Source organism: Jannaschia pohangensis (assembly GCF_900113875.1).
GTDB classification, from domain to species: domain Bacteria; phylum Pseudomonadota; class Alphaproteobacteria; order Rhodobacterales; family Rhodobacteraceae; genus Jannaschia; species Jannaschia pohangensis.
The window spans coordinates 407,666-430,016 of record NZ_FORA01000003.1 but is presented as its reverse complement, the minus strand read 5'-3'; the positions used below and the strand labels follow the sequence as shown (position 1 = coordinate 430,016).

22 protein-coding genes are annotated in these 22,351 nt (G+C 67.2%); 18 read left to right on the top strand and 4 right to left on the bottom strand.

All coding sequences use genetic code 11. The features are described from left to right. The first annotated feature begins 66 nt into the window (after positions 1-66). The 5 genes from BM002_RS13215 to xylA all read left to right on the top strand — a co-directional run bounded on the left by BM002_RS13215 (position 67) and on the right by xylA (position 6,071). Positions 67-1,104 carry a substrate-binding domain-containing protein gene (locus BM002_RS13215; protein WP_092781848.1) on the top strand — a complete coding sequence of 346 codons (1,038 nt, stop codon included), beginning with the start codon at positions 67-69 and terminating at the stop codon, positions 1,102-1,104. 157 nt (positions 1,105-1,261) lie between these two features. Then, entirely contained in the window at positions 1,262-2,578 is a 1,317-nt protein-coding gene (locus tag BM002_RS13210; RefSeq protein WP_092781845.1) for a sugar ABC transporter permease, read from the top strand. A 10-nt stretch (positions 2,579-2,588) separates the two neighbouring features. Continuing rightward, positions 2,589-3,344, top strand: a complete 756-nt coding sequence (locus tag BM002_RS13205) for an ATP-binding cassette domain-containing protein (protein ID WP_092781842.1) — start codon at positions 2,589-2,591, stop codon at positions 3,342-3,344. Further along, positions 3,344-4,777, top strand: coding sequence for a xylulokinase (gene xylB / locus BM002_RS13200; protein ID WP_092781839.1), 1,434 nt, complete (start codon positions 3,344-3,346; stop codon positions 4,775-4,777). The genes BM002_RS13205 and xylB overlap by 1 nt, the downstream gene beginning before the upstream one ends. A 1-nt stretch (position 4,778) precedes the next feature. Further along, positions 4,779-6,071, top strand: a complete 1,293-nt coding sequence (gene xylA, locus BM002_RS13195) for a xylose isomerase (protein ID WP_092781836.1) — start codon at positions 4,779-4,781, stop codon at positions 6,069-6,071. On the opposite strand, the gene BM002_RS13190 is transcribed toward xylA, so the two are convergent. After that, entirely contained in the window at positions 6,068-6,739 is a 672-nt protein-coding gene (locus tag BM002_RS13190; RefSeq protein ID WP_092781833.1) for a VPLPA-CTERM sorting domain-containing protein, read from the bottom strand. The genes xylA and BM002_RS13190 overlap by 4 nt on opposite strands. 122 nt (positions 6,740-6,861) lie before the next feature. On the opposite strand from BM002_RS13190, the gene yddG reads away from it, so the two are divergent. After that, complete coding sequence (yddG, locus tag BM002_RS13185; protein WP_092782223.1) at positions 6,862-7,764, top strand: aromatic amino acid exporter YddG; 903 nt, start codon at positions 6,862-6,864, stop codon at positions 7,762-7,764. A gap of 56 nt (positions 7,765-7,820) precedes the next feature. On the opposite strand, the gene BM002_RS13180 is transcribed toward yddG, so the two are convergent. Further along, positions 7,821-8,750: an ABC transporter ATP-binding protein gene (locus BM002_RS13180; RefSeq protein WP_092781830.1), complete on the bottom strand. Its 930-nt coding sequence runs from the start codon at positions 8,748-8,750 to the stop codon at positions 7,821-7,823. Positions 8,751-8,861: 111 nt separating this feature from the next. Between BM002_RS13180 and BM002_RS13175 the strand changes: the two genes are divergently transcribed. The 9 genes from BM002_RS13175 (at position 8,862) to BM002_RS13135 (ending at position 16,797) form a co-directional block, all read left to right on the top strand. Beyond that, entirely contained in the window at positions 8,862-9,044 is a 183-nt protein-coding gene (locus tag BM002_RS13175; RefSeq protein WP_092781827.1) for a zinc-finger domain-containing protein, read from the top strand. A gap of 9 nt (positions 9,045-9,053) precedes the next feature. Further along, the gene (locus tag BM002_RS13170; RefSeq protein WP_092781824.1) at positions 9,054-9,608 is read left to right on the top strand and encodes a hypothetical protein; all 555 of its coding nucleotides are present in this window, start codon (positions 9,054-9,056) and stop codon (positions 9,606-9,608) included. Between the two features lie 8 nt (positions 9,609-9,616). Continuing rightward, positions 9,617-10,282, top strand: coding sequence for a TIGR02117 family protein (locus tag BM002_RS13165; protein ID WP_175484897.1), 666 nt, complete (start codon positions 9,617-9,619; stop codon positions 10,280-10,282). 63 nt (positions 10,283-10,345) lie between these two features. Further along, positions 10,346-11,026, top strand: a complete 681-nt coding sequence (gene trhA / locus BM002_RS13160; RefSeq protein WP_092781818.1) for a PAQR family membrane homeostasis protein TrhA — start codon at positions 10,346-10,348, stop codon at positions 11,024-11,026. A gap of 252 nt (positions 11,027-11,278) precedes the next feature. After that, positions 11,279-12,148: a prephenate dehydrogenase/arogenate dehydrogenase family protein gene (locus BM002_RS13155; RefSeq protein ID WP_245749247.1), complete on the top strand. Its 870-nt coding sequence runs from the start codon at positions 11,279-11,281 to the stop codon at positions 12,146-12,148. 255 nt (positions 12,149-12,403) lie between these two features. Next, the gene (polA, locus tag BM002_RS13150; RefSeq protein WP_092781814.1) at positions 12,404-15,196 is read left to right on the top strand and encodes a DNA polymerase I; all 2,793 of its coding nucleotides are present in this window, start codon (positions 12,404-12,406) and stop codon (positions 15,194-15,196) included. Further along, positions 15,196-15,696 carry a DUF6985 domain-containing protein gene (locus tag BM002_RS13145; RefSeq protein ID WP_092781811.1) on the top strand — a complete coding sequence of 167 codons (501 nt, stop codon included), beginning with the start codon at positions 15,196-15,198 and terminating at the stop codon, positions 15,694-15,696. Before polA ends, BM002_RS13145 begins: the two co-directional genes overlap by 1 nt. Before the next feature lie 7 nt (positions 15,697-15,703). Beyond that, positions 15,704-16,234, top strand: coding sequence for a pseudouridine synthase (locus tag BM002_RS13140; RefSeq protein WP_092781808.1), 531 nt, complete (start codon positions 15,704-15,706; stop codon positions 16,232-16,234). After that, positions 16,231-16,797 (top strand): YdeI/OmpD-associated family protein, encoded by a 567-nt coding sequence (locus BM002_RS13135; protein WP_139212371.1) that lies wholly within the window; start codon positions 16,231-16,233, stop codon positions 16,795-16,797. Before BM002_RS13140 ends, BM002_RS13135 begins: the two co-directional genes overlap by 4 nt. Positions 16,798-16,807: 10 nt before the next feature. Here BM002_RS13135 and BM002_RS13130 read toward each other — a convergent pair whose 3' ends face one another. Together BM002_RS13130 and BM002_RS13125 are read right to left on the bottom strand one after the other, a co-directional pair. Next, positions 16,808-17,038, bottom strand: a complete 231-nt coding sequence (locus BM002_RS13130) for a DUF2798 domain-containing protein (RefSeq protein ID WP_092781802.1) — start codon at positions 17,036-17,038, stop codon at positions 16,808-16,810. A 94-nt stretch (positions 17,039-17,132) separates the two neighbouring features. Continuing rightward, on the bottom strand, positions 17,133-17,690 hold the full coding sequence (locus BM002_RS13125; protein WP_092781799.1) for a DUF1285 domain-containing protein: 558 nt from the start codon (positions 17,688-17,690) through the stop codon (positions 17,133-17,135). Positions 17,691-17,756: 66 nt separating this feature from the next. Between BM002_RS13125 and BM002_RS13120 the strand changes: the two genes are divergently transcribed. The 3 genes from BM002_RS13120 to BM002_RS13110 are packed head-to-tail and all read left to right on the top strand — an operon-like array spanning position 17,757 to position 22,350. Further along, complete coding sequence (locus BM002_RS13120) at positions 17,757-18,758, top strand: AAA family ATPase (protein WP_092781796.1); 1,002 nt, start codon at positions 17,757-17,759, stop codon at positions 18,756-18,758. Between the two features lie 5 nt (positions 18,759-18,763). Further along, complete coding sequence (locus BM002_RS13115) at positions 18,764-19,648, top strand: DUF58 domain-containing protein (RefSeq protein WP_245749246.1); 885 nt, start codon at positions 18,764-18,766, stop codon at positions 19,646-19,648. Continuing rightward, positions 19,645-22,350: a DUF4159 domain-containing protein gene (locus BM002_RS13110; protein WP_092781790.1), complete on the top strand. Its 2,706-nt coding sequence runs from the start codon at positions 19,645-19,647 to the stop codon at positions 22,348-22,350. Before BM002_RS13115 ends, BM002_RS13110 begins: the two co-directional genes overlap by 4 nt. The last annotated feature ends 1 nt before the right edge of the window (position 22,351 follow it).

Sequence of the window (22,351 nt, the reverse complement as noted above, 5' to 3'; positions counted from 1 at the left end):
AACTTGCTTCCTTTGGGCTGTCCGGTTCGCACCGCGGTGCAGGGCTGTACTCAACGGGAGGAAATCATGAATAAACTTTGGACGGTGGCCGCAGCGGCCTCCATGTCGCTTACCGGCTATGCCGCCCTTGCGGACGCTCACGCGCCGGTCGTCGGCGTCAGCTGGTCGAACTTCCAGGAAGAGCGTTGGAAAACCGACGAAGCCGCGATCAAGGCCGCTCTCGAAGCTGCCGGCGCGACTTACATCTCGGCGGATGCGCAGGCCTCGGCTGCCAAGCAGCTGACGGATGTCGAGGCGCTCATTGCGCAGGGGGCCGACGCCCTCATCATCCTGGCGATGGACAAGGACGCCATCGGCCCCGCCATCGACGCGGCTGCCGCAGAGGGCATCCCGGTCGTCGGCTATGACCGCCTGATCGAGGACGAGCGCGCCTTCTACATCACCTTCGACAACAAGGGTGTGGGCCGCATCATTGCCGAGACCGTGGTCGCGGCGCAGCCCGATGGCAACTTCGCCATCATCAAGGGCGACAAGGGCGATCCGAACGCTCTGTTCCTGCTGGAAGGCATGATGGAAGTCATCGGTGACGACGTCGCCGCCGGCACGATCACCATCGCCTGCGAGGCCTTCACCGACGGTTGGAAGCCCGACAACGCACAGCGCAACATGGAGCAGTGCCTGACCTCGACCAACAACGAGATCGACGCCGTTCTGGCCGAGAACGACGGCATGGCCGGTGGCGTCATCGCCGCTCTGGCCGCCCAGGGCATGGAAGGCCTGCCGGTCGGCGGTCAGGACGGCGACCACGCCGCGCTGAACCGTGTGGCCCGTGGCACCCAGACCGTGTCGGTCTGGAAAGACGCCCGTCAGCTTGGTGCCGGTGCCGCTCAGGTGGCCGTGGCCCTCGCCGGTGGAACGGCCCTCGGCGACATCGAAGGTGCGCAGAGCTGGTCCGGTGGCGAGAATGGCGTCGAGATGAGCGCCATCTTCCTTGAGCCGACGCCGGTCCGTGCTGACAACCTCGAGGTCGTGATCGACGCCGGTCACATCGCCAAGGACAAGGTCTGCGAAGGCGCGATGGACAGCGTCGCCGCCTGCCAGTAACGGCCCAGGCCCCCGGCGTGCGGATCGCGCGCCGGGGGCATTCCCGGACCGGGCCCGACGGGCCCCCGTGCCGACCCCGAACAGATGCGCACCGGCAACGGCGGCCAGACGGCCCGCTGGCCGGAGATGACTGCCCTCACGCTGCCGGATTCGCCCCATGACCGACACGACCAATTCCACGAAACCCGCATCCAGCGACGGCATCTTCGCCCGCTTCCTGCGCGCCACGGAACTCGACACCCGCCTTCTCGGCATGATCGGAGCTTTGGCGCTGATCTGGATCGGTTTCCACATGTACGGCGCGCTCGTGAACGGCTTCGGCGCGTTCCTGACGCCGCGCAACCTGTGGAACCTGTCGGTCCAGACGTCATCGATCGGGATCATGGCCTGTGGCATGGTGCTGGTCATCATCACCCGCAACATCGACCTGTCCGTCGGCTCCATCCTGGGCTTCTGCGCCATCGTGATGGGCGTGGTGCAGGTCAACATCCTGCCCGCCTATCTGGGCCTCGGGCACCCGCTGATCTGGGTGCTGGCCGTGGCCTGCGGCCTGATGGTCGGCGCTCTGGTGGGCGCGTTCCACGGCTTCCTGATCGCCTATGGCAAGATCCCCGCCTTCATCGTCACCCTGGGCGGCCTGCTGGTCTGGCGCGGTGCGGCCTTCCTCGTGGCCCGGGGCGAGACGATTTCGCCGGTCGATCCGACCTTCTCCAAGCTTGGCGGCGGGCCTTCGGGCGCGGTCGGGGCCACCGGGTCCTGGATCGTGGGCGCGCTCGGCTGCGCCGCCGTTCTGGGCCTGATCGTCTTCGGACGCCGCCAGCGCGTGAAATTCGCCTTCCCGCTGCGCCCCGTCTGGGCCGAGGCGTTCCTTGCCATCGTCGGCTGCGGCGCGGTGATCGCGGCAACGGTTCTGGTCAATTCCTACTTCTGGCCGCGCGGCATCGTGCAGCGCTATGCCGAGGCCGAGGGGATCACTATCCCGGAAGGCGGTCTCTTCATCAGCCACGGCTATGCCATTCCGGTCCTGATCCTTCTGGCCGTCGCCATCGTGATGACCATCGTGATGAAGATGACCCGCTTCGGGCGCTACGTCTACGCCATCGGCGGCAACCCCGAAGCGGCGGAACTGGCGGGCATCAACTCGCGCATGATGACGGTCAAGATCTTCGCCATCATGGGGTTCCTCGCCGGTCTGTCGGCGGTCGTGGCCTCGGCGCGCCTCAACTCCGCGACCAACTCTCTGGGCACCCTGGACGAGCTTTATGTCATCGCCGCCGCCGTCATCGGGGGCACCTCTCTGGCCGGGGGCGTTGGCACGATCTATGGCGCGATCCTGGGGGCGATGGTCATGCAATCGCTTCAGACGGGCATGGTCCTGATCGGCTTCGACGCCGCGATCCAGCAGGTCGTCGTCGGCTCGGTCCTGGTCCTCGCCGTCTACCTCGACATCCTCTACCGCCGCAATTCCAAGTGAGGGCCGCAAGATGACTGCTCAAACTCCCCTCGTGGAACTCCGCGATATCTCGATCTCCTTCGGGGGCATCCGCGCCGTCGACGGCGTCTCTCTCGATCTGCATGCGGGCGAGGTGGTGGGCCTTCTGGGGCACAACGGTGCCGGCAAGTCGACGCTGATCAAGATCCTGTCGGGGGCCTACAAGAAGGACAGCGGCGAGATCCGCATCAACGGCAAGCCGGTCGAGATCAATTCGCCCCGCGATGCCCGCGACCACAACATCGAGACGATCTATCAGACACTGGCGCTTGCCGATAACCTCGACGCCGCCTCGAACCTCTTTCTGGGGCGGGAGCTGACGACACCCTTCGGCTTCGTCGACGACGCCAAGATGGAGGCCGAGACGCGCAAGATCCTGGCCCGCCTCAACCCCAACTTCAAGAAGTTCAACGAACCGGTCAGCGCCCTGTCGGGCGGTCAGCGCCAGTCGGTCGCGATTGCCCGCGCCGTCTATTTCAACGCGAAGATCCTCATCATGGACGAACCGACGGCGGCGCTCGGCGTGCACGAGACCAAGATGGTCGCCGACCTGATCCAGGAGCTGAAGGCCTCGGGCCTCGGCATCTTCCTCATCTCCCATGACACCCGCGAGATGATGGACCTCTGCGACCGCGTCTCGGTGATGAAGAACGGCCAGATGGTCGGGACCGAACGGGTCGAGGACGTCACCGAGGACGACATCCTGTCGATGATCATCCTGGGCAAGAACCCCAAGGCCGCCGCCTGATGTTCATCGGCCTCGACCTCGGGACATCGTCGCTCAAGGCGATCCTGATCGACGAGGCGCATCAGGTTCTGGCCGAGCATTCGGTGCCCCTGTCGGTGCAGCGCCTGCACGACGGCTGGTCCGAGCAGAGTGCCGAAAGCTGGTGCATCGCCGCGCGCGATGCCCTGGCGGCGCTTGCGGGCAAGCACGATTGCAGCCGGGTCGCGGGCATCGGTCTTGCCGGGCACATGCACGGCGCGACGCTGGTGGGCGAAGACGGGCGCGCCCTGCGGCCCTGTCTTTTGTGGAACGACACCCGCGCCCATGCCGAGGCGGCCGAGATGGACGCCGACCCCCGGTTTCGCGCGACCACCGGCAATATCGTCTTTCCGGGGTTCACCGCGCCCAAGGTCGAATGGGTCCGCCGGAACGAGCCGCAAATCTTCGGGCGGACGCGCAAGATCCTGCTGCCAAAGGATTTCCTGCGGCTCTATCTGACGGGCGACTATGTCTCCGAGATGTCGGACGCGGCGGGCACCGCCTGGCTCGATACGGGCGCGCGGGACTGGTCGGACGACCTGCTGGCCGCCTGCCATCTGTCGCGTGACCACATGCCCGCCCTTGTCGAAGGGTCTGCGGTCAGCGGCACCCTGCGCGCCGACCTCGCCGCCGAAGTCGGACTGCCCCGCGTGCCCGTCGCGGGCGGTGCGGGCGACAATGCCGCCGCCGGGATCGGCGCGGGCGTGGTGCGCGACGGCACGGCCTTCCTGTCGCTGGGCACCTCGGGCGTGCTCTTTGCCGCCAACGACGGCTATCGCCCCGATGCGGCGACGGCGGTCCATACCTTCTGTCACGCGGTGCCCGACACCTGGCACCAGATGGGCGTGATCCTGGCCGCTTCGGATGCGCTGGAATGGCTTGGCCGTCTGACCGGGCAATCGGCGGGCCACCTGACCGGCGACCTCGGGCCGCTGCGCGCTCCCGGTCGGGCGCTTTTCCTGCCCTATCTGGGCGGCGAGCGGACGCCCCACAACGACGCCGCCATCCGGGGCCAGTTCCTGCATTTCGACCATGCGATGGATGCCCGCGCCGCCGCCCGCGTGGTGTTGGAAGGCGTGACCTTCGCCTTTGCCGACTGCCGCGACGCGCTGGCCGCGACGGGCACCACCATCCGTCAGGCGCTGGCCCTGGGCGGGGGCAGCCGGTCGCGCTACTGGCTGTCGGCGCTGGCCACGGCGCTCGACATCCCGCTCGACCTGCCTGCGGCGGGGGAGTTCGGGGCCGCCCTGGGCGCCGCGCGACTAGGCCAGATGGCCGCCACCGGGGCCGGGGCCGAAATCGCCACGCCCCCCGCCATCGCCGAAACCGTCGACCCGGATCCCAAGGTTGCCGAGGCCTTCGCCGAAGGTCATGCCCGCTATCGCCACGCCTATTCGATCCTCAAGGACCTCTGACATGACCGACTTCTTCGCCGGGATCGCCCCCGTCCGTTTCGACCCGACCGCGCCCGACGACCTGAGCTATCGCCACTACGACCCCGACCGCGTCGTCATGGGCAAGCGGCTGGAGGATCACCTGCGCTTCTCCGTCGCCTGGTGGCACAGCTTTGCCTGGCCCGGCGGCGACCCCTTCGGCGGGCAGACGTTTCAAAGGCCGTGGTTCGACAACACCCTCGACGCCGCCCGAATGAAGGCCGATGCCGCCTTCGAGATGTTCGACATCCTGGGCCAGCCGTTTTTCTGCTTCCACGACGCCGACATCCGCCCCGAGGGCGACAGCTTTGCCGAGAATACCTCCAACCTCAATGCGATGACCGACTACATCGGCACGAAGATGGAGTCGTCGGGCACGAAACTCCTCTGGGGCACCGCCAACCTGTTCAGCCATCGCCGCTACATGGCCGGGGCCGCGACCAACCCCGATCCGGACGTCTTCGCCTTTGCCGCCGCCACCGTGAAGACCTGCATCGACGCCACCGTGAAATTGGGCGGTCAGAACTATGTCCTCTGGGGCGGGCGCGAAGGCTACGAGACCCTGCTCAACACCGACCTCGCCCGTGAACGCCAGCAGGCGGGGCGGTTCCTGACCATGGCCGTCGAATACGCCCGCAAGATCGGCTTCGAGGGCACGATCCTCATCGAACCCAAGCCGCAGGAACCGACCAAGCACCAGTACGACTATGACGTCGCCACGGTCTATGGCTTCCTCAAGGACTTCGGTCTGGAAAACGAGGTGAAGGTGAACATCGAACAGGGCCACGCCATCCTGGCCGGCCATTCCTTCGAGCATGAGCTGGCCATGGCCGCCTCGCTCGGCATCTTCGGGTCCATCGACATGAACCGCAACGACTACCAGTCGGGCTGGGACACCGATCAGTTCCCGACCAATGTGCCAGAAATCGCCACCGCCTATTACGAGGTGCTGCGCGCGGGCGGCTTTACGACCGGGGGCACCAATTTCGACGCCAAGCTGCGGCGTCAGTCGCTCGATCCCGTCGACCTGATCGCGGGGCATGTGGGCGCGATGGACGTCTGCGCCCGCGGCCTGATCGCGGCGGCGGCGATGCTGGAGGACGGCGCATTGGAGGCGGCGCGGACCGCCCGCTATGCCGGATGGGACGCAAAGGCCGATCTTCTGGTCTCCGACCTCGCCACGATTGCGGCGAACGTGGAAAAGGGCGGGATAAATCCCGCCCCGGTCTCAGGCCGTCAGGAGCGGCTGGAGAATATCGTCAACCGTTACGTCTAGGCGGCGGCGGGCAGGGCCTCGGCCTGCCGGGCCTTGCGGCGCCGCATCAGGCCCAGTCCGCCAAGCGCCGCCAGAAGCAGCAGCCCCGGTGCGGGCAGCGGGACGACGGCCGTTGTCCCGTTCACGATCAGCGTGGCGGAGTTCAAGCGGAAGGTATCCGTGTTGAAGAACCCGACCTCGTCGAAGATGAACGAGAATTCAAGGTTGGCCAGTGCCGTAGCGAAGGCATTGACGCCGCCGACATCCGTGGCCGCCGAGAAGGTGATCGACTGGGGCGAATTCGCGTCCGACAGGCCCACGACCAGATCGTCGAGCGTGGAGTTGTTCTGGCTGCCGAGGATGTTCACCTCCCACCGTTCCAGGTCGAACAGCGTGCCGCCGAAGTTGATCAGGGTCGGACCCACGCCCGAATAATCGAGGATCAGCGTGAAGCTTTCGATTGCCTGTCCGGCAAGCTCCGAGAAATCGAACGTGTCGATGAACCGGGAATTGGCGGGCCGGTTTTCCCGGATCGTCACGAAATCGTTGCCGAGTTGGTCTGCGCCGGGCGGATTGTACTGCCCGATGCCGTAGTCATGCTCATAGGTTCCGATCACGGCCGCAGAGGCGGGCCCCGAGAGGGCGATCGAAGCTGCCAGCGCAGCGAGGGGGAGGGCAATATGTTTCATGACATCTCGTGTGGCGGGGAATCCGTTCGAAATTGAGGCGAATTGGGGGAATTTGCGGCCCTTGTTTGCGGCAGCGAGCGCGAGCCTTGCGCGCGCCCGACGGGTCGGGCAATCCCCTTGCCATGGCACCCGACCTCTCCTTGCGCGCCGCGACGTTGATCGGCTTTTGCGCCGTGGCGCTCTGGGCTTTGCTGGCGCTGTTCACCACGCTGTCGGGCGATGTGCCGCCGCTTCAGCTTCTGGCGATGTGCTTTGCCATCGGCGGCATCCTCGGCCTCGTGGCGGGGGCGCGACGCGGCGGGCACCGGGCCTGGCGGCAACCGCCCGCGGTCTGGCTTCTGGGGGTGGGCGGACTGTTCGGCTATCACCTGCTTTACGTCCTGGCCCTGCGCGCTGCCCCGGCGGTCGAGGCGAGCCTGATCGCCTATCTCTGGCCGTTGCTCATCGTGATCTTCGCATCGTTCGGGCGGGGGCTCCGGGCGCATCACCTGATCGGGGCGATGCTCGGTCTGGCGGGGGCCGCGCTGATCGTGACGGGGGGTCAAAGCCTCAGCTTTTCGCCCCAGAACCTTCCGGGCTATGCCATCGCCTTTGCGGCGGCCTTCGTCTGGGCGGGCTATTCGGTCCTGTCGGGCCGCCTGCCGCAGGTTCCCACCGATGCCGTCACCGGCTTCTGTCTGGCGACGGCGGTCCTGTCGTTCGGGGCGCATCTGCTGCTCGAAACGACGGTCTGGCCGCGCGGCATCGAATGGCTGGCCATTCTGGGCCTTGGGCTGGGTCCCGTCGGCCTGGCGTTCTTCCTGTGGGACATTGGCGTCAAGCGCGGCGATCTGGCCGTGCTCGGGGCGGCCAGCTATGCGGCCCCGCTTCTGTCGACGCTGGTCCTGATCGGCGCGGGGCAGGCCCGGGCCAGCTGGGCGGTCGCTCTGGCCTGCCTTCTGATCACCGCGGGCGCGGTTCTGGCGGCACGTGACATGCTCTGGCCGGGCGGCGGGCGCAAGCCCGATTCGTCAACACCTAGCTAACCTTTTGTTAACGTTCGATTAACGGTTACCCGCGGGTAACCCAAATGCGCCCCGGGTTACCCGTGGGTGAGCGAGACGAAGACATCCTCCAGGTTCGCCTCTTCGGTGCGCACGTCACGGATCGTGATCCCCGCGCCATGCACCGCCGCCAGCAGCGCCTCGGCGCTCACCTTGCCGCGCCCATAGGTCAGGGCCAGCGACCCGTCGGCCCGACGGTCCAGTTCCACCCCCTCGGGCAGCGCGATCTCGGCGGGCGCCTCGCCGTCGGGCACGATGACCATGGTCTTGCCATCCAGCCGGTTCAGAAGGTTTTCGGTCCGGTCGCGGATCACCAGCTCGCCCTGGGCGATGATGGCGATCTCGTCGCACATCTCCTGCGCCTCCTCGAGATAGTGGGTCGTCAGGATGATCGTCATCCCCCGCTCGCGGTTCAGCTTGCGCACGTTCCGCCAGAGCATCTGCCGCAGTTCGATGTCGACCCCGGCCGTCGGCTCATCGAGGACCAGGACCTGCGGATGATGCACCAGCGCCTTGGCCAGCAACAATCGCCGCCGCATCCCGCCTGACAGGGTCCGGGCATAGGCATCGGCCTTGTCGGCAAGTCCCACCAGGTCGAGGATTTCGGCGGTGCGCCGCTGCGACTTCGGCACACCGTAAAGCCCCGCCTGCACCTCGAGCGCGGCGGCGGGCGAAAAGAACGGATCGAGGTTCAGCTCCTGCGGCATCACTCCGATGGCGGCCCGCGACTGGCGCGGGTTCACGTCCTGATCGAAGCCCCAGATGCGGACCTTGCCCGCGGTCTTGCGCACCAGTCCCGCCAGGATGTTGATCGTGGTGGATTTGCCCGCGCCGTTGGGCCCGAGCAGGCCGAAGATCGAGCCCTGGGGAATCGTCAGGTCCAGACCCTTCAGCGCCTCCTTGGCCGGGGTCTTGCCGCTGCCGCCATAGACCTTGCGCAGCCCCTCGATCTCAATGGCATTCGTCATCTGACCCTCCGGGGTGTTGCGCGACCCCCGGCCCCTGTTCCATAAGCCGGTGACGCCCCACCTATGCGGGTGGTGCCCATCCGACAACCCGTCCCCGCCCGGAGCCGACCCATGACCAGCCAGCCGCAGACCCCCCCCGAGGTCGAGACCGTGACCGCGACCCGCGTCGCCTGTGACGGGGGCGAGGGTGCGCTTGGCCATCCCCGCGTTTGGCTGTCGATCGATCCGGCACAGGGTTGGGTTGAATGCGGCTATTGCGACAAGCGGTTCGTTCTGGACGGCGACGGGCACTAGGGTCGCGCGATGACCCGGCGTGTCTGGGCCGGACTTCTGGTTCTGGTCCTTGGCGGGGTGTCGCTCTGGTGGATGCGGCCCCCTGACGATGTCATTGTTGTTCTGCACCACGACATGCTCGACGCCGCGCTGGCCGAGGCGCTGGCCGCAAATGACAGGATCGGTTTTCTGACACAGGTGCAGGTCGACCGGATCGACATCGACTGGTCCGATGGCGCGCGGCTGACGGGGCAGGGGGCCTGGATCAACACGACCGGTTCGGGGGCCCGCGGCCTTCCCGATGTCGCGTTCGAGGGGCGTGTTCCCACATCCGCCTGGCAGTGGGGAACCGATGGCCTGCGGGTGACCGGGGTCGAAATCGACGCGGCGATGCGCCTCGCTTTCGGCACCACGCCGGCGCGTCCGGAACCCCCGGCAAATCAGGCCGGATGGGCCGACAAGCTGGGTGACCTGCTGGCGCGGAGCGGACCCTACGCCGTGGTCGGGCCGGACGCGGGCGATTGGGCGATCGGGTCAGTGACCTATGACACCGATGCCGTGCGCGTGACGTTGGTGCCGCGATGATGCGGGCGATGCGGCAAAGACTTCTGTCGCTTGTGGTCGCGCTGCCGGTGCTGATCCTTCTGTGGTTTCTGGCAGGTCTGATCGGCGCCGTGATCCCGTCGGGTGAGGCACCGGAAGGGACGGCAAGAACGGTCGAGATCCGGCTGGTTGCCGCCCCATTGCACTATGATGTCCTGTTGCCCCCCACGCCCGAGACGTTGGCCATGCTGGCCTTTGCCGAAGACGCGGGCCTGCCCTTGTCCGATCCGTCGACCGGCTGGATCCTGGTCGGATGGGGCGCGCGGGAGTTCTACATATCGTCAGCGGCTTACGCGGATATGGAGGTCGGCGCGACCCTGCGGGCGATTTCCGGGGATGCGTCGGTCTTGCGGGTGGAGCCCTGGCCCGACTTCGACCCCGGCATGGCGGGCGCGGGGGCCAAAGTGCTGCACGTGACGCCCGACGGCTATGCGGCCCTGCTGGCGGGGATCGCGGGCAGCACGACCGGAGAAGTGATCCGGGGCGCGGGGCTGAGCGACCGCGACCGCTTCTTTGACGGCACGGGCCGGTTCAACATCCTGCGCACCTGCAACGTCTGGGTCGGAGAGATGTTGCGCGCCGCCGGTCTGCGTTTCGGCAGCTGGACGCCGACGCCGCAGGCTGTTCGTCTGGCATTGTCGCTCTATGTCGAATGACGAGACCGCGCTTTGCGCGATTTTGTTACTTAATTCTCAACACATGGCTGCTACGCTTTGCTCATGACCCGCTCCGAATCCCCAGATCACGATGACCGGGCGACCTGTCGCGACTATGACCGGGTCGAACGGATCAGCGATGCCGTGGTCCATCTGGCCGGGCTGATCCTGGCGCTGGCGGCGGTCCCCGTCCTGATAACCCTGACGGCGATCTTGCGCGGTGACCTGGCCGGCGTCGCGGGCGTGACGGTCTACGGCGCGACGCTGATCGCGATGCTGTCGGCCTCGCTGGCCTACAACCATGTGCCGAACCCGCAGTGGTCCGACATGCTGCGGCGGCTGGACCTGTCGGCGATCTACCTCAAGATCGCGGGGACGGTGACGCCCTTTGCCCTGTTGTCGGGGACCGGAACCACCTTCCTGATGGCGATGTGGACCGCGGCCATCGTGGCCACGGCGACCGCCTTCCTGCGGCGCAAGCGGTCGACCACCCTGTCGGTCGGCATCGGTCTCGCCATGGGCTGGGCGGTTCTGTTCGCCGGGGGCGAGGTGATCGCGACGACATCCTGGCCGGTCTTCGCGCTGATGCTGGCGGGGGGCATCCTCTATTCCCTGGGCACGCCGTTCCTGGTGCTGGAGCGGATGCGGTTTCACAACGCCATCTGGCACGGCTTCGTCGTCGCCGCCTCGGTCGTCTTTTTCGTCGCCATCACCTGGCACATGGTCGCGACGCGGGTGATCTGACGGGGCAGGGGCGCGGCCTTTTTCGTTGCGAATAGGCCTGAAAGTCCTGTCAGCGGCAGACCGGCCAGTCGCATGGTGTCCAGTTGAGGTTTGCATGGCGGGGCCAGACTTCTGTGCCGGAGCGAATGGCCGCCAGGCGCCATGCCGTTGACTTCGATCCGTTGCGTGCAATAGCTCTCGTCACATGATGAAATCGCCTTCCCCGTTTCAGGACTATTATCCCCAGCTTCCATAGCTGCGGGCCTTTCATCATTGGTTTTCCGCTGGCCCCTGACAGCGGTCGACAAGCAGACGACCTGGTGCCGGGCGGCACTTTCAGAGGTCGAGACATTGAACAGCACCAGCAGAAATCAACGGACGTCACTTGGCATCGTCGGGTTCGGTGCTTTCGGGCAGCTTGCCGCCCTTCATCTGGGCAAGCATTTCGAACTGTCGGCTTATGATCCCTCACCGGGCCTTGCCGAGGTTGCCCGGAAACTCGGCGTGACGCTTGCGCCATTGCACACAGTCTCACAGGCCGATGTGATCCTTGTCGCGGCACCGGTATCCTCGTTCGAGCAGGTCGTCAGCGAGATCGCGGTTGCTTGCAAACCCGGCGCGCTGATCGTCGATGTCGGCTCGGTCAAGGTCATTCCCTCGGAAATCATGCGGCGGCTGCTCCCGAATTGCGTCGACATCGTCGCCACTCACCCGCTGTTTGGTCCTCAGAGTGCTGGGACAGGAATTGAGGGACTGAAAGTTGTGGTCTGTCCCATTCGGGGGAGACGACACGCGCGGATGGCAGCGTTTCTGCGAAAGGCCCTCCGGCTTACTGTCATCGTGACGACACCGGAAGCGCATGACAAGGAAGCGGCTGTTGTTCAGGGGCTCACTCACCTCATCGCGAAGGTTCTCCTTCGAATGGGGCCTTTGCCAACGCACATGACGACGAAGAGCTTCGACTTGTTGTCAGAGGCGATTTCCATGGTTCAGCACGACGCGCCAGAGGTATTCGAAGCGATTGAAATGGCCAATCCCTATGCCGAGACCGTGCGACGACGATTCTTCGATCTGGCGGCCGGTTTGAGTGTCGAGCTGGATACCGCCTCCGCGACGCCTTTGCTTCAGGAACGCGGACATTGACGGTGCGGCAAGCAGGGACGGCTTCTTCGCGCGACCCGGCACCAAAGCCCTACCGTCGCGGATGGCCGGGTGGGGGGTCCACATCGTCGACATCCGGTCCGCCTCGGCGTGATGCGCCGAACCATCCGGGTCGGCCAAGCGATGCCAGGGACACAGCCCCCGGCCGGAATTTCGCGCAGGCGGAGTGGGGTGTGGTGGTGCCGGTTTTTCGTTCGTGGCAGTAAGGGGCGACCTTTCAGCCAAGCGGAGCTTCTCATGGGATTCGGCAAGGGATGCCATCTGCATCTGATCGACGGCTCGGCCTATATCTTCCGGGCATTCCACGCGCTGCCGCCGCTGACGCGCAAGTCGGACGGGCTGCCGGTGGGGGCGATCAGCGGGTTCTGCAACATGCTGGACCGCTACGTCGAGAACAACTCGGGCGCGGATGCGGCGACCCATGTGGCGGTGATCTTCGACAAGGGGTCGCACACCTTCCGCAACGACATGTACGACCAGTACAAGGCCAACCGCTCCGAAATGCCCGAGGATCTGCGCCCGCAGATCCCGCTGACGCGGGAGGCGACGCGCGCCTTCAACATCGCCTGCGAGGAGATCGAGGGGTTCGAGGCCGATGACATCATCGCCACGCTGGCCTGCCGCGCCCGCGAGGCCGGGGGCCGCGTCACCATCCTGTCGTCCGACAAGGACCTGATGCAGCTGGTCGGGGACGGGGTCGAGATGCTGGACCCGATGAAGAACAAGCGGATCGACGACGACGGCGTGTTCGAGAAGTTCGGCGTGGCCCCCAACCGGGTCGTCGACGTGCAGGCCCTGGCCGGGGATTCGGTGGACAACGTCCCGGGCGCGCCGGGCATCGGGATCAAGACGGCGGCGCAGCTTATCCAGGAGTTCGGATCGCTCGAGGAGCTTCTGGACCGCGCCGAAGAGATCAAGCAGCCGAAACGCCGCCAGACCCTGATCGACAACCGCGCCCAGATCGAGCTGTCCAAGAAGCTGGTGAAGCTGGATTGCGACATGGAGTTGCCGTTCGGGCTGGACGATCTGGAAATTCGCGATGCGGTGGCCGACGACCTTCTGGAATTCCTGAACCGGATGGAGTTCCGCACCCTGACCCGGCGGATCGCCGACCGTCTGGGCAAGGAGCCCCCCGCCGTGATCGAGGCCGCGCCCGAGGCGGATGCGCCCGATGTGCCCGAAGATGCGCCCATCGACCATGCCACCTATGAGGTGGTCCGAGACGCCGAGGCCTTGCAGGTCTGGCTGGACCGGATCGCCGCGACGGGCGTGGTGGCCGTGGATACCGAGACGACATCGCTGGACGAGATGCGCGCGGATCTGGTGGGCATTTCGCTGGCCACGGAGCCGGGGGTCGCCTGCTACATCCCGCTGGCGCATCGCACCGGGGGCGGCGACCTGTTCGACAGCGACGCTCTGGCGCCCGGGCAGATGCCGATGGAGACGGCGCTGGAAATGCTCAGGCCCATGCTGGAGGACCCGGCGGTCCTGAAGGTCGGGCAGAACATGAAATACGACTACAAGATCTTTGCCCGCCTCGGGATTCTGGTCGATCCCATCGACGACACCATGCTGCTGTCCTATGCGCAGCACGGCGGCCTGCACGGGCACGGCATGGACGCGCTGGCCGACCGCTATCTCAACCATCAATGCATCCCGATCAAGGACCTGATCGGGTCGGGCAAGAGCCAGGTGACCTTCGACCGGGTCGAGATCGACCGCGCCGCGCCCTATGCCGCCGAGGATGCGGATGTGACGCTGCGCCTGCACCGTCTGCTCAAGCCGCGCCTGCATCGGGCGCGTGTCACCCAGGTCTATGAGACGCTGGAGCGGCCGCTGGTCCCCGTGCTGGCGCGGATGGAGATGGCGGGCATCCTGGTCGATCGCCAGGTCTTGTCGCGCATGTCGGGCACCTTCGCGCAAAAGATGGCCGGGCTGGAGGAGGAGATCCACGCCAAGGCGGGGCGGCCCTTCAACGTCGGCTCGCCCAAGCAACTCGGGGAAATCCTGTTCGACGAGCTGTCGTTGCCCGGCGGCAAGAAGGGCAAGACCGGGGCCTATTCGACGGGCGCAGACATTCTGGAGGATCTGGCGACGGAGCATGAACTCCCCGGCCTGATCCTCGATTGGCGGCAACTCAGCAAGCTGAAGTCGACCTATACCGATGCTCTGCAGGACCACATCAACCCCGAGACGGGGCGGGTTCACACGTCGTATTCCATCGCCGGCGCGAACACCGGGCGGCTGGCCTCGACCGATCCGAACCTGCAGAACATCCCCGTGCGCACCGAGGAGGGTCGCCGCATCCGGCAGGCTTTCGTCGCGCCCGAGGGTCGGGTTCTGGTGGCGCTCGACTACAGCCAGATCGAGCTGCGCATCCTGGCCCATATCGCCGGCATCGATCAGCTCAAGCAGGCGTTCAAGGATGGCCACGACATTCACGCGATGACCGCGTCCGAGATGTTCGGTGTGCCCCTCGACCAGATGACGCCGGAGGTGCGCCGCAAGGCCAAGGCGATCAACTTCGGCGTGATCTATGGCATCAGCGGTTTCGGTCTGGCCCGCAACCTGCGCATTCCGCGGGCCGAGGCGCAGGCCTTCATCGACACCTATTTCGAACGCTTCCCCGGCATTCGCGCCTACATGGACGACACGGTGAAATTCGCCAAGCAACATGGCCGGGTCGAGACGCTGTTCGGGCGACGGATCCACACCCCCGATATCAATGCCAGCGGTCCGGGCGCGGGTTTCGCCAAACGCGCGGCGATCAACGCGCCCATTCAGGGGACGGCGGCAGATGTGATCCGGCGCGCCATGGTGCGGATGGAGGCGGCCACCCGGGGGATCGATGCCAAGATGCTGCTCCAGGTGCACGACGAACTACTGTTCGAAGTGGGCGAGGACGAGGCCGAGACCCTGATCGAGCGCGCCCGCGAGGTGATGGAGGGCGCGAACATGCCGGTCGTCGACCTGTCGGTGCCACTCATCGTGGACGCGGGGCAGGGGGCCAACTGGGCCGAGGCGCATTGATGGACTGGGCCGAGACCCCCCTGACCCCTCCCATTCTCGGCACCGAGGTGATGCTCCTCGAATTCGAGCCGCTGACCGACGCTGGCCGCAGCGCCCTGGCCCGGTTCATGGCCCTGCCACCCGAGGCCTTGGCGCAGACATTCCGGCACATCTACGCCTATTACCGCGATTTCCACGCGGCGGTCGGTGGTGAAGACTGGCTGGATGCCATCATGGGCGTGCCGTCCGGACCAGAGGCGATCTGGCAGCATGTTCGACCCGGAACGTTGGGTGTTGGGCAGCAGGTGGAAAACGGACCCTGGTATGTCAGCCTCGAAGCCTCCTGCGATTGGGAGGAGGAGCACGGTCTCAACATCGTCTGGCAGGACGGGACCGAGGTGGTGAAGGTCGGATCCTATGACGGGCACATGACGAACGAACACTCCTATGGCGATGCGACCATGGCCAATGTCGTCTATGCGGCGACCGATCCGCGATGGCGCACCCTGCGGGGCGCGTGACAGGCCCATGCTGATCGCCTTCAACAAGCCCATGAACGTCCTCAGCCAGTTCACCGATGAAGGCCAGTGGCCGGGGCTGAAACATCACATCGACATCCCCGGGGTCTATGCCGCCGGACGGCTGGACCGCGACAGCGAGGGGCTGCTGATCCTGACCGATAACGGCAAGGCGCAGGCGCGGATTTCCTCGCCCCGCTCGAACACGCCCAAGACCTACTTCGCCCTGGTCGAAGGCACGCCCTCGGCGGCGGCCCTTGCCGCGCTGCGCGAGGGCGTGACGCTGAAGGACGGGCCGACGAGACCTGCGATGGTCGAGGAGGTCGCCGCGCCGGACTGGCTCTGGCCGCGCGACCCGCCGGTTCGGTTTCGCAAGACGGTGCCAGACGCCTGGCTGGAGCTGACGATCACCGAGGGACGCAATCGCCAGGTCCGCCGCATGTGCGCGCATGTCGGCCTGCCGGTGCTGCGGCTGATCCGGTGGTCGGTGGGCGAGTGGACGCTGGAGGGTTTGCCGCCGGGGCAGTGGCGCGCGTTGTGACCGACCGGCCGCTCATCACCGTCGCCAGCCGTGCGGTCCTGCGCGATTGGCTGGCGGATCATCACGGACAGGCAGGGGCGATCTGGCTGGCAACCTATCGCAAGCATCATCCCGATTACCTGCCGTGGATCGCAGTCGTGGAGGAACTGCTCTGTTGGGGATGGATCGATGCGGTGGTCCGAAAGGTGGACGCAGACCGCTCCGCCCATCTGGTGGCCCCGCGCAAGCCCGGATCCGCCTGGTCGGCGCTCAACAAGTCGCTGGTCGAAACGGCCATCGCCTCGGGGGCCATGACACCGGCGGGGCTGGCCCGGATCGACGCCGCGAAGGCCAATGGCATGTGGAGCTTTCTGGACGACGTGGAGGCGGGCGTCGTGCCGCCCGACCTGGCCGAGGCCCTGGGACGACATCGGCCTGTCTGGGACGGCTGGCCGCGCCACGTGCAGCGCGGCACGCTCGAATGGATCAAGATGGCCAAGACACAGCCGACCCGGGCGCGGCGGATCGCCAACGTCGTCGACAGCGCCGCCCGGGACCTGCGGCCCAGTCCGTTTCGACGCTGACCCCTGCGGGTCAGGCGGCGGGGGCGGTCAGGCGGGCGACCAGGCGCCGGGTGATCGGCGCGACGATCAGGACCGCCGGGAAGGCGATGGCCCAGGCCGCCAGCCACGCGCCGAGCCACAGGCCGATGAAGCCATCGATCAGGCCGAGGGCGCGAAACGTCGCCACGCCCGACACCAGAAGGGACATCAGGCCCGACAGGATCAGGCCGAAGAGGACGGGGGCGAAGCGGGCGGGGATCATGGTATCGGGCTTTCGTGGGGCAAGTCGTCGCATCTTCGCAGGGTGGGGGCCGGGGACAACCTCCCGGCGTGCAGGGCGACCCCTGCGCACACGCTCAGACCCGCAGGGCCGCGGCGTCGATGATCGGGAAGAACACGCCACCCGAGGTGACGCCGAATTGCCCGTCTTCCTCGTGGCCCAGATCGACAAGGCGATAGAAGGTCTTGCGGTCGATCAGCGCCTCGAGCCCGCGCCGCACCTCCACATAGGGCGACGGTTCGCCGTCGGCGGCCAGCACCACGCGGATCGGGTGGTCGGGCCCTGCGGCGACGGTGTCGCCCACATTGGTCGAAAAGGTGATGGTTCCCCCTGCCGCCTCGAAATCCTGTGCCACAAACGGCGCATCTTCGACCTTGATGCCCACTTTTTCGACGGGGGTGACCAGGAAATGACGCTCGCCCTCGCGCTTCAGGATCGAGGCAAACAGCCGCACGAGGCCTGGTCGCCCGATGGGTGTTCCCTCGTGGATCCATGTGCCGTCGCGCTTGATGACAATATCGATTTCGCCGCAATAGGGCGGATCCCACAGATGCACCGGAGGCGCCCCCTTGGCGGACGTCGCCGCCGCGATGAGGGACGCCGCCGACCCGGTCACGTGAACTTGCTCAGCCATTGCCCTTTGCCCTCAACTGCGTCAGCCATAAGTAGAGCATAAGATAAGCCGCGCGGGAGTGTTGCAATGGCCGAAGACCTGTTGAACGAGATCGAAACCCTGGGCGAACGTCTTGGCGAGGCGCGCAAGGCCGTCGCCACCCGGATCATCGGTCAGGATCGGGTCGTCGAGCTGGCGCTTGCCGCGATGCTCTGTGGCGGTCACGCACTCTTGATGGGTCTGCCCGGTCTGGGCAAGACGCGGCTGGTCGAAACGCTGTCGACGGTAATGGGCCTGACCGGCAACCGTATCCAGTTCACCCCCGACCTGATGCCGTCGGATATTCTGGGCTCCGAAGTGCTGGAGACGGCGGGCGACGGAAGCCGGGCGTTCCGCTATATCGAGGGGCCGATCTTTGCGCAGCTTCTGATGGCGGACGAAATCAACCGCGCCTCGCCGCGCACCCAATCGGCCCTGCTCCAGGCCATGCAGGAACGGGAAGTGACCGTCGCGGGCCAGACCCGCAAGCTGCCCGCGCCGTTCCACGTTCTGGCCACGCAGAACCCCATCGAGCAGGAGGGGACATACCCCCTCCCCGAGGCGCAGCTGGATCGCTTCCTGGTGAAGATCGACGTCGAATATCCCGACCGCGCGACCGAGCGGGCCATCGTGCTGGCCACCACCGGCGGTGCGGAGGCCGAGGCGCCCACGATTTTCGACCCCGCGTCGCTGATCGCCGCGCAGTCGATCGTCCGCCGGATGCCCGTTGGTGACAGTGTCGTCGACCTGATCCTCGATCTCGTGCGTGCCTGCCGCCCGGACGATCCCGATGCCCCCGAGGTCGTGCGCAAGCATGTCGCATGGGGCCCCGGCCCCCGCGCGGCGCAGTCGCTGATGCTGCTGGCGCGGGCGCAGGCCCTGCTCGAAGGGCGGCTGGCGCCCGACCCGGGCGATGTGGCCAGTCTGGCGCGTCCCGTTCTGGGGCACCGGATGGCGCTTTCGTTTGCGGCACGCGCCGAAGGGATCGTGCTGGAAGATGTCATCGACGAGGTCGCGGGCCGCGTGGCGCGGGTCGAGAAGGCCGCCTGACCGCCGTGGCGGATACCCTCCATACACCGGCGACGCTCCGCGCCCGCTCCGAAGGGGCCGCAGCCACCTTGCCCGGCCTCCTGATGGGGGCCGAGCGGTTGGCCGCGACCGTTCTTCTCGGCGAGCATGGGCGCAAGCGGGCCGGGCCGGGCGATGCCTTCTGGCAGTTTCGCGCGGCACAACCGGGCGATGCGCGCCGTTCCATCGACTGGCGGCAGTCGGCCCGGGGCGACGGGCATTTTGTGCGCGAGACCGAATGGCAGGCGGCGCAATCGCTGATGCTGTGGGTGGACGACGCGGCCTCGATGGCCTTTGCCTCCAAGGGGCGGCCGTCCAAGCTGCGCCGGGCGCAGACGCTGGCACTGGCGCTGGCGGTGCTGGCGGTGAAGGGGGGCGAACGCACGGGCCTTGCCGCCCTGCCGGAGCCACCCCGCAGCGGCAAGGCGCAGCTCATCCGGATTGCCGATGCCTTGATGGAGGGCGGCGACGTTCCCGACTACGGCGCGCCCCGCCCGCAGGTCATGCCCTTCGGGGCGCGGGCCGTGTTCCTGTCGGATTTCCTGGGGCCGGTGGAGCCGCTGGTCGAAGCGCTGACCGCGGCCGCCGACCGGGGGGTGCAGGGTGTCCTGGTTCAGATCCTAGATCCCGAGGAGGAGGCCTTTCCCTACGACGGGCGCACCCTGTTCGAGAGCATGTCGGGGGCCGTCCGGTTCGAGACACTGAAGGCCGGACAGCTTCGTGACGACTATCTTGAGCGGCTGGCGGCGCGCCGCGCGGCGTTGCGCGACCTGTGTGCGCGCACCGGCTGGCGCTATCAGTTGCACCACACCGACCGGTCCGCCGAGGCGGCGCTGCTGTCGCTTTACACCGCTTTGGAGCGGCGCAGATGACCGATCTGGCCTTTACCACGCCGCTTTTGTTGCTGGCGCTTGTCCTGTTGCCGATCCTGTGGTGGCTGCTGCGGGCCGTGCCGCCCGCGCCGATCCGGCGGCGGTTTCCCGGCATCGTCCTGCTGCTCGGGCTGAAGGACGACGAAAGCCAGACGGCGACGACGCCCTGGTGGCTGCTGCTGCTGCGGACGCTGGCGCTGGCGGCGGTGATCCTGGGCTTCTCGGGGCCGATCCTGAATCCCCGGGCCCTGGGCACCGGGACGGGCCCGCTGCTCATTGTGATGGATGCCAGTTGGGCCTCGGCCCGCGATTGGCCCGCCCGGATGGAGCGGGTTGAATCGCTGCTGCGGGATGCGGCGCGGGCCGGTCGTCTGGCCGCCGTGCTGCCCCTGACCGAGGATCTACCCGATGACATTCCGTGGCAATCCGCCGCCGCCTGGGTTGAGCGTTTGCCGTCGATCCTGCCGCAGGCGCGCGCACCCGACTACGACGGGCTGTCCGCGCTGGACGTGGACGGCGCAGAGGTGGTCTGGGTGTCCGATGGGTTGGACCGGCCCGGGCGCGATGCCCTGTCCGCACGCGTTCTGGAAGGGTCGCGCCCGATCTTGGGCCTGACGCCCGCGCGCTATGTCGACGGGGTGATCGAATTGCGGGCCCTGCGGGTCGGCGGCGGCCCCGAGCAGGCCGTGGAGATTGCCGCCATCGGGCCCGGGCCGAACGGCGGGCTGACGCAACTGGGCAACGCGCCTGCGATCTTCGAGGCCGGCGCGGATGCCGCCGAGGTAACGCTGTCGCTGCCGCCCGAATTGCGCAACCGCGTCCAGCGGTTCGAGGTAGTGGGCGAGCGGTCGGCCGGTGCGGTCTCGCTGACCGATGACAGTCTGGCGCGGCGCGAGGTCGCCCTTTTGACCCGGGCCGAGGACGAGGCGCAGGATTTGCTGTCGCCGCTCTTCTATCTGCGCAACGCGCTGGCCCCCACGGCGGACCTGATCGAGGGCGATCTGGCGACACTGCTGCCGGCGGGGCCGGATGTTCTGGTCATGGCCGATGTCGCCCGCCTGTCGCCGGGCGAGACGGCGGATGTCATCGCCTGGGTCGAGTCTGGCGGGCTGCTCCTGCGCTTTGCCGGGCCGCGTCTTGCCGCCTCGGACCTGAGCCGGGACGAAGAGGATGCGCTGATGCCGGTGCGCCTGCGGTCGGGCGGGCGCACGGTCGGCGGAACCCTCAGCTGGGGTGAGCCCAAGGCGCTGCGCCCCTTCGACGAAGCCTCGCCCTTCTTCGGCCTGCCGGTCCCGGATGAGGTTTCGGTCACCAGTCAGATCGTCGCACAGCCCGACCCCACGCTGGCCGAGCGCACGATCGCCGCGCTGGCCGACGGCACGCCTTTGATGACGCGCAAGGCGCTTGGGCAGGGGCAGGTCGTGCTGGTCCATGTGACGGCCAATGCCGAATGGTCGACCCTGCCGCTGTCGGGTCTGTTCGTGCAGATGCTGGAGCGGCTGGCGATTTCGACACGCCCCGCCGCCATGGACCCCGAGGCGATGGCGGGTACCACCTGGGTGCCGCGCATGGTGCTGGACGGGTTTGGGACGACGCGGGATGCGGGCACGCTGGCCGGTGTGCCGGGCGAAGATCTGGTCGAGGCCGTGCCGTCGCGCGCCCTGCCTGCCGGTCTTTACGAGGGGCCGGGACAGAGCCTGGCCCTCAACGTGCTTGGCCCCGATGCCACGCTTGCCGCCGCCGATTGGCCGACGGGCACAGTGGTCGAGGGGCTGGAAGGGTCCGAGGAGACCGATCTGATGCCCTATCTGCTGGCCTTCGCCCTTGGCCTTCTGACGCTGGATGTGCTGGCGTCGCTCTGGCTTGGCGGCCGGTTGCGGCGGGGCGTCAGCACGGCGGCATTGACGGTGCTTCTGGCGCTGCCGCTGGCGCCGGGCCAGGCGCGGGCTCAGGATCAGGGCTTCGAGGTCCCGACCGAGGTCTCGCTTGCCTATGTCGAGACGGGCGATGCGCGGATCGACGAAATCTCCGAGGCGGGTCTGCTGGGCCTGAGCCTTGTGCTGACGCAGCGCACCTCGATCGAGCCTTCGGCCCCGCGCGGCGTGAACCTCGAGACCGACGAACTGGCCTTTCTGCCGCTGCTCTATTGGCCGGTGACGGAACGCCAGCCGATCCCGTCGGACGAGGCCTATGCCAGGCTGAACCGCTATCTGCGGGGCGGCGGCATGATCGTCTTCGACACCCGCGATGCGGACCTGGGCGGCTTCGGCTCCTCCTCGCCCGCGTCGCAGCGATTGCGCGATCTGGCCGCCCCGCTTGATATTCCGCCGCTGGAACCCCTGCCCGCCGACCACGTGATGACGCGGGCCTTCTATCTGCTTCAGGATTTCCCGGGCCGCTACAATTCGCGCGAGGTCTGGGTCGAGGCCAGCCCCGAGGTCGAGGCGGTCGAGGGCATGCCGTTCCGCAACCTGAACGACGGGGTCACGCCGGTCGTCATCGGCGCCAACGACTGGGCCGCCGCCTGGGCCGTGGATGCGCAGGGGCGTGCGTTGTTGCCGGTCGGGCGTGGCTTTGCCGGGGAACAGCAGCGCGAGATTTCCTATCGCTTCGGCGTCAATCTGGTGATGCACGTCCTGTCGGGGAACTACAAATCCGACCAGGTGCATGTGCCCGCCCTTCTGGACCGGTTGGGGAACTGAG

What these genes read in the sequence shown, in the direction of transcription:
- BM002_RS13215 (WP_092781848.1), top strand. Translation starts at nt 67, where the DNA reads ATGAATAAACTTTGGACGGTGGCCGCAGCGGCCTCCATGTCGCTTACC.
- BM002_RS13210 (WP_092781845.1), top strand. Translation starts at nt 1,262, where the DNA reads ATGACCGACACGACCAATTCCACGAAACCCGCATCCAGCGACGGCATC.
- BM002_RS13205 (WP_092781842.1), top strand. Translation starts at nt 2,589, where the DNA reads ATGACTGCTCAAACTCCCCTCGTGGAACTCCGCGATATCTCGATCTCC.
- xylB (WP_092781839.1), top strand. Translation starts at nt 3,344, where the DNA reads ATGTTCATCGGCCTCGACCTCGGGACATCGTCGCTCAAGGCGATCCTG.
- xylA (WP_092781836.1), top strand. Translation starts at nt 4,779, where the DNA reads ATGACCGACTTCTTCGCCGGGATCGCCCCCGTCCGTTTCGACCCGACC.
- BM002_RS13190 (WP_092781833.1), bottom strand. Translation starts at nt 6,739, where the DNA reads ATGAAACATATTGCCCTCCCCCTCGCTGCGCTGGCAGCTTCGATCGCC.
- yddG (WP_092782223.1), top strand. Translation starts at nt 6,862, where the DNA reads ATGGCACCCGACCTCTCCTTGCGCGCCGCGACGTTGATCGGCTTTTGC.
- BM002_RS13180 (WP_092781830.1), bottom strand. Translation starts at nt 8,750, where the DNA reads ATGACGAATGCCATTGAGATCGAGGGGCTGCGCAAGGTCTATGGCGGC.
- BM002_RS13175 (WP_092781827.1), top strand. Translation starts at nt 8,862, where the DNA reads ATGACCAGCCAGCCGCAGACCCCCCCCGAGGTCGAGACCGTGACCGCG.
- BM002_RS13170 (WP_092781824.1), top strand. Translation starts at nt 9,054, where the DNA reads ATGACCCGGCGTGTCTGGGCCGGACTTCTGGTTCTGGTCCTTGGCGGG.
- BM002_RS13165 (WP_175484897.1), top strand. Translation starts at nt 9,617, where the DNA reads ATGCGGCAAAGACTTCTGTCGCTTGTGGTCGCGCTGCCGGTGCTGATC.
- trhA (WP_092781818.1), top strand. Translation starts at nt 10,346, where the DNA reads ATGACCCGCTCCGAATCCCCAGATCACGATGACCGGGCGACCTGTCGC.
- polA (WP_092781814.1), top strand. Translation starts at nt 12,404, where the DNA reads ATGGGATTCGGCAAGGGATGCCATCTGCATCTGATCGACGGCTCGGCC.
- BM002_RS13145 (WP_092781811.1), top strand. Translation starts at nt 15,196, where the DNA reads ATGGACTGGGCCGAGACCCCCCTGACCCCTCCCATTCTCGGCACCGAG.
- BM002_RS13140 (WP_092781808.1), top strand. Translation starts at nt 15,704, where the DNA reads ATGCTGATCGCCTTCAACAAGCCCATGAACGTCCTCAGCCAGTTCACC.
- BM002_RS13130 (WP_092781802.1), bottom strand. Translation starts at nt 17,038, where the DNA reads ATGATCCCCGCCCGCTTCGCCCCCGTCCTCTTCGGCCTGATCCTGTCG.
- BM002_RS13125 (WP_092781799.1), bottom strand. Translation starts at nt 17,690, where the DNA reads ATGGCTGAGCAAGTTCACGTGACCGGGTCGGCGGCGTCCCTCATCGCG.
- BM002_RS13120 (WP_092781796.1), top strand. Translation starts at nt 17,757, where the DNA reads ATGGCCGAAGACCTGTTGAACGAGATCGAAACCCTGGGCGAACGTCTT.
- BM002_RS13110 (WP_092781790.1), top strand. Translation starts at nt 19,645, where the DNA reads ATGACCGATCTGGCCTTTACCACGCCGCTTTTGTTGCTGGCGCTTGTC.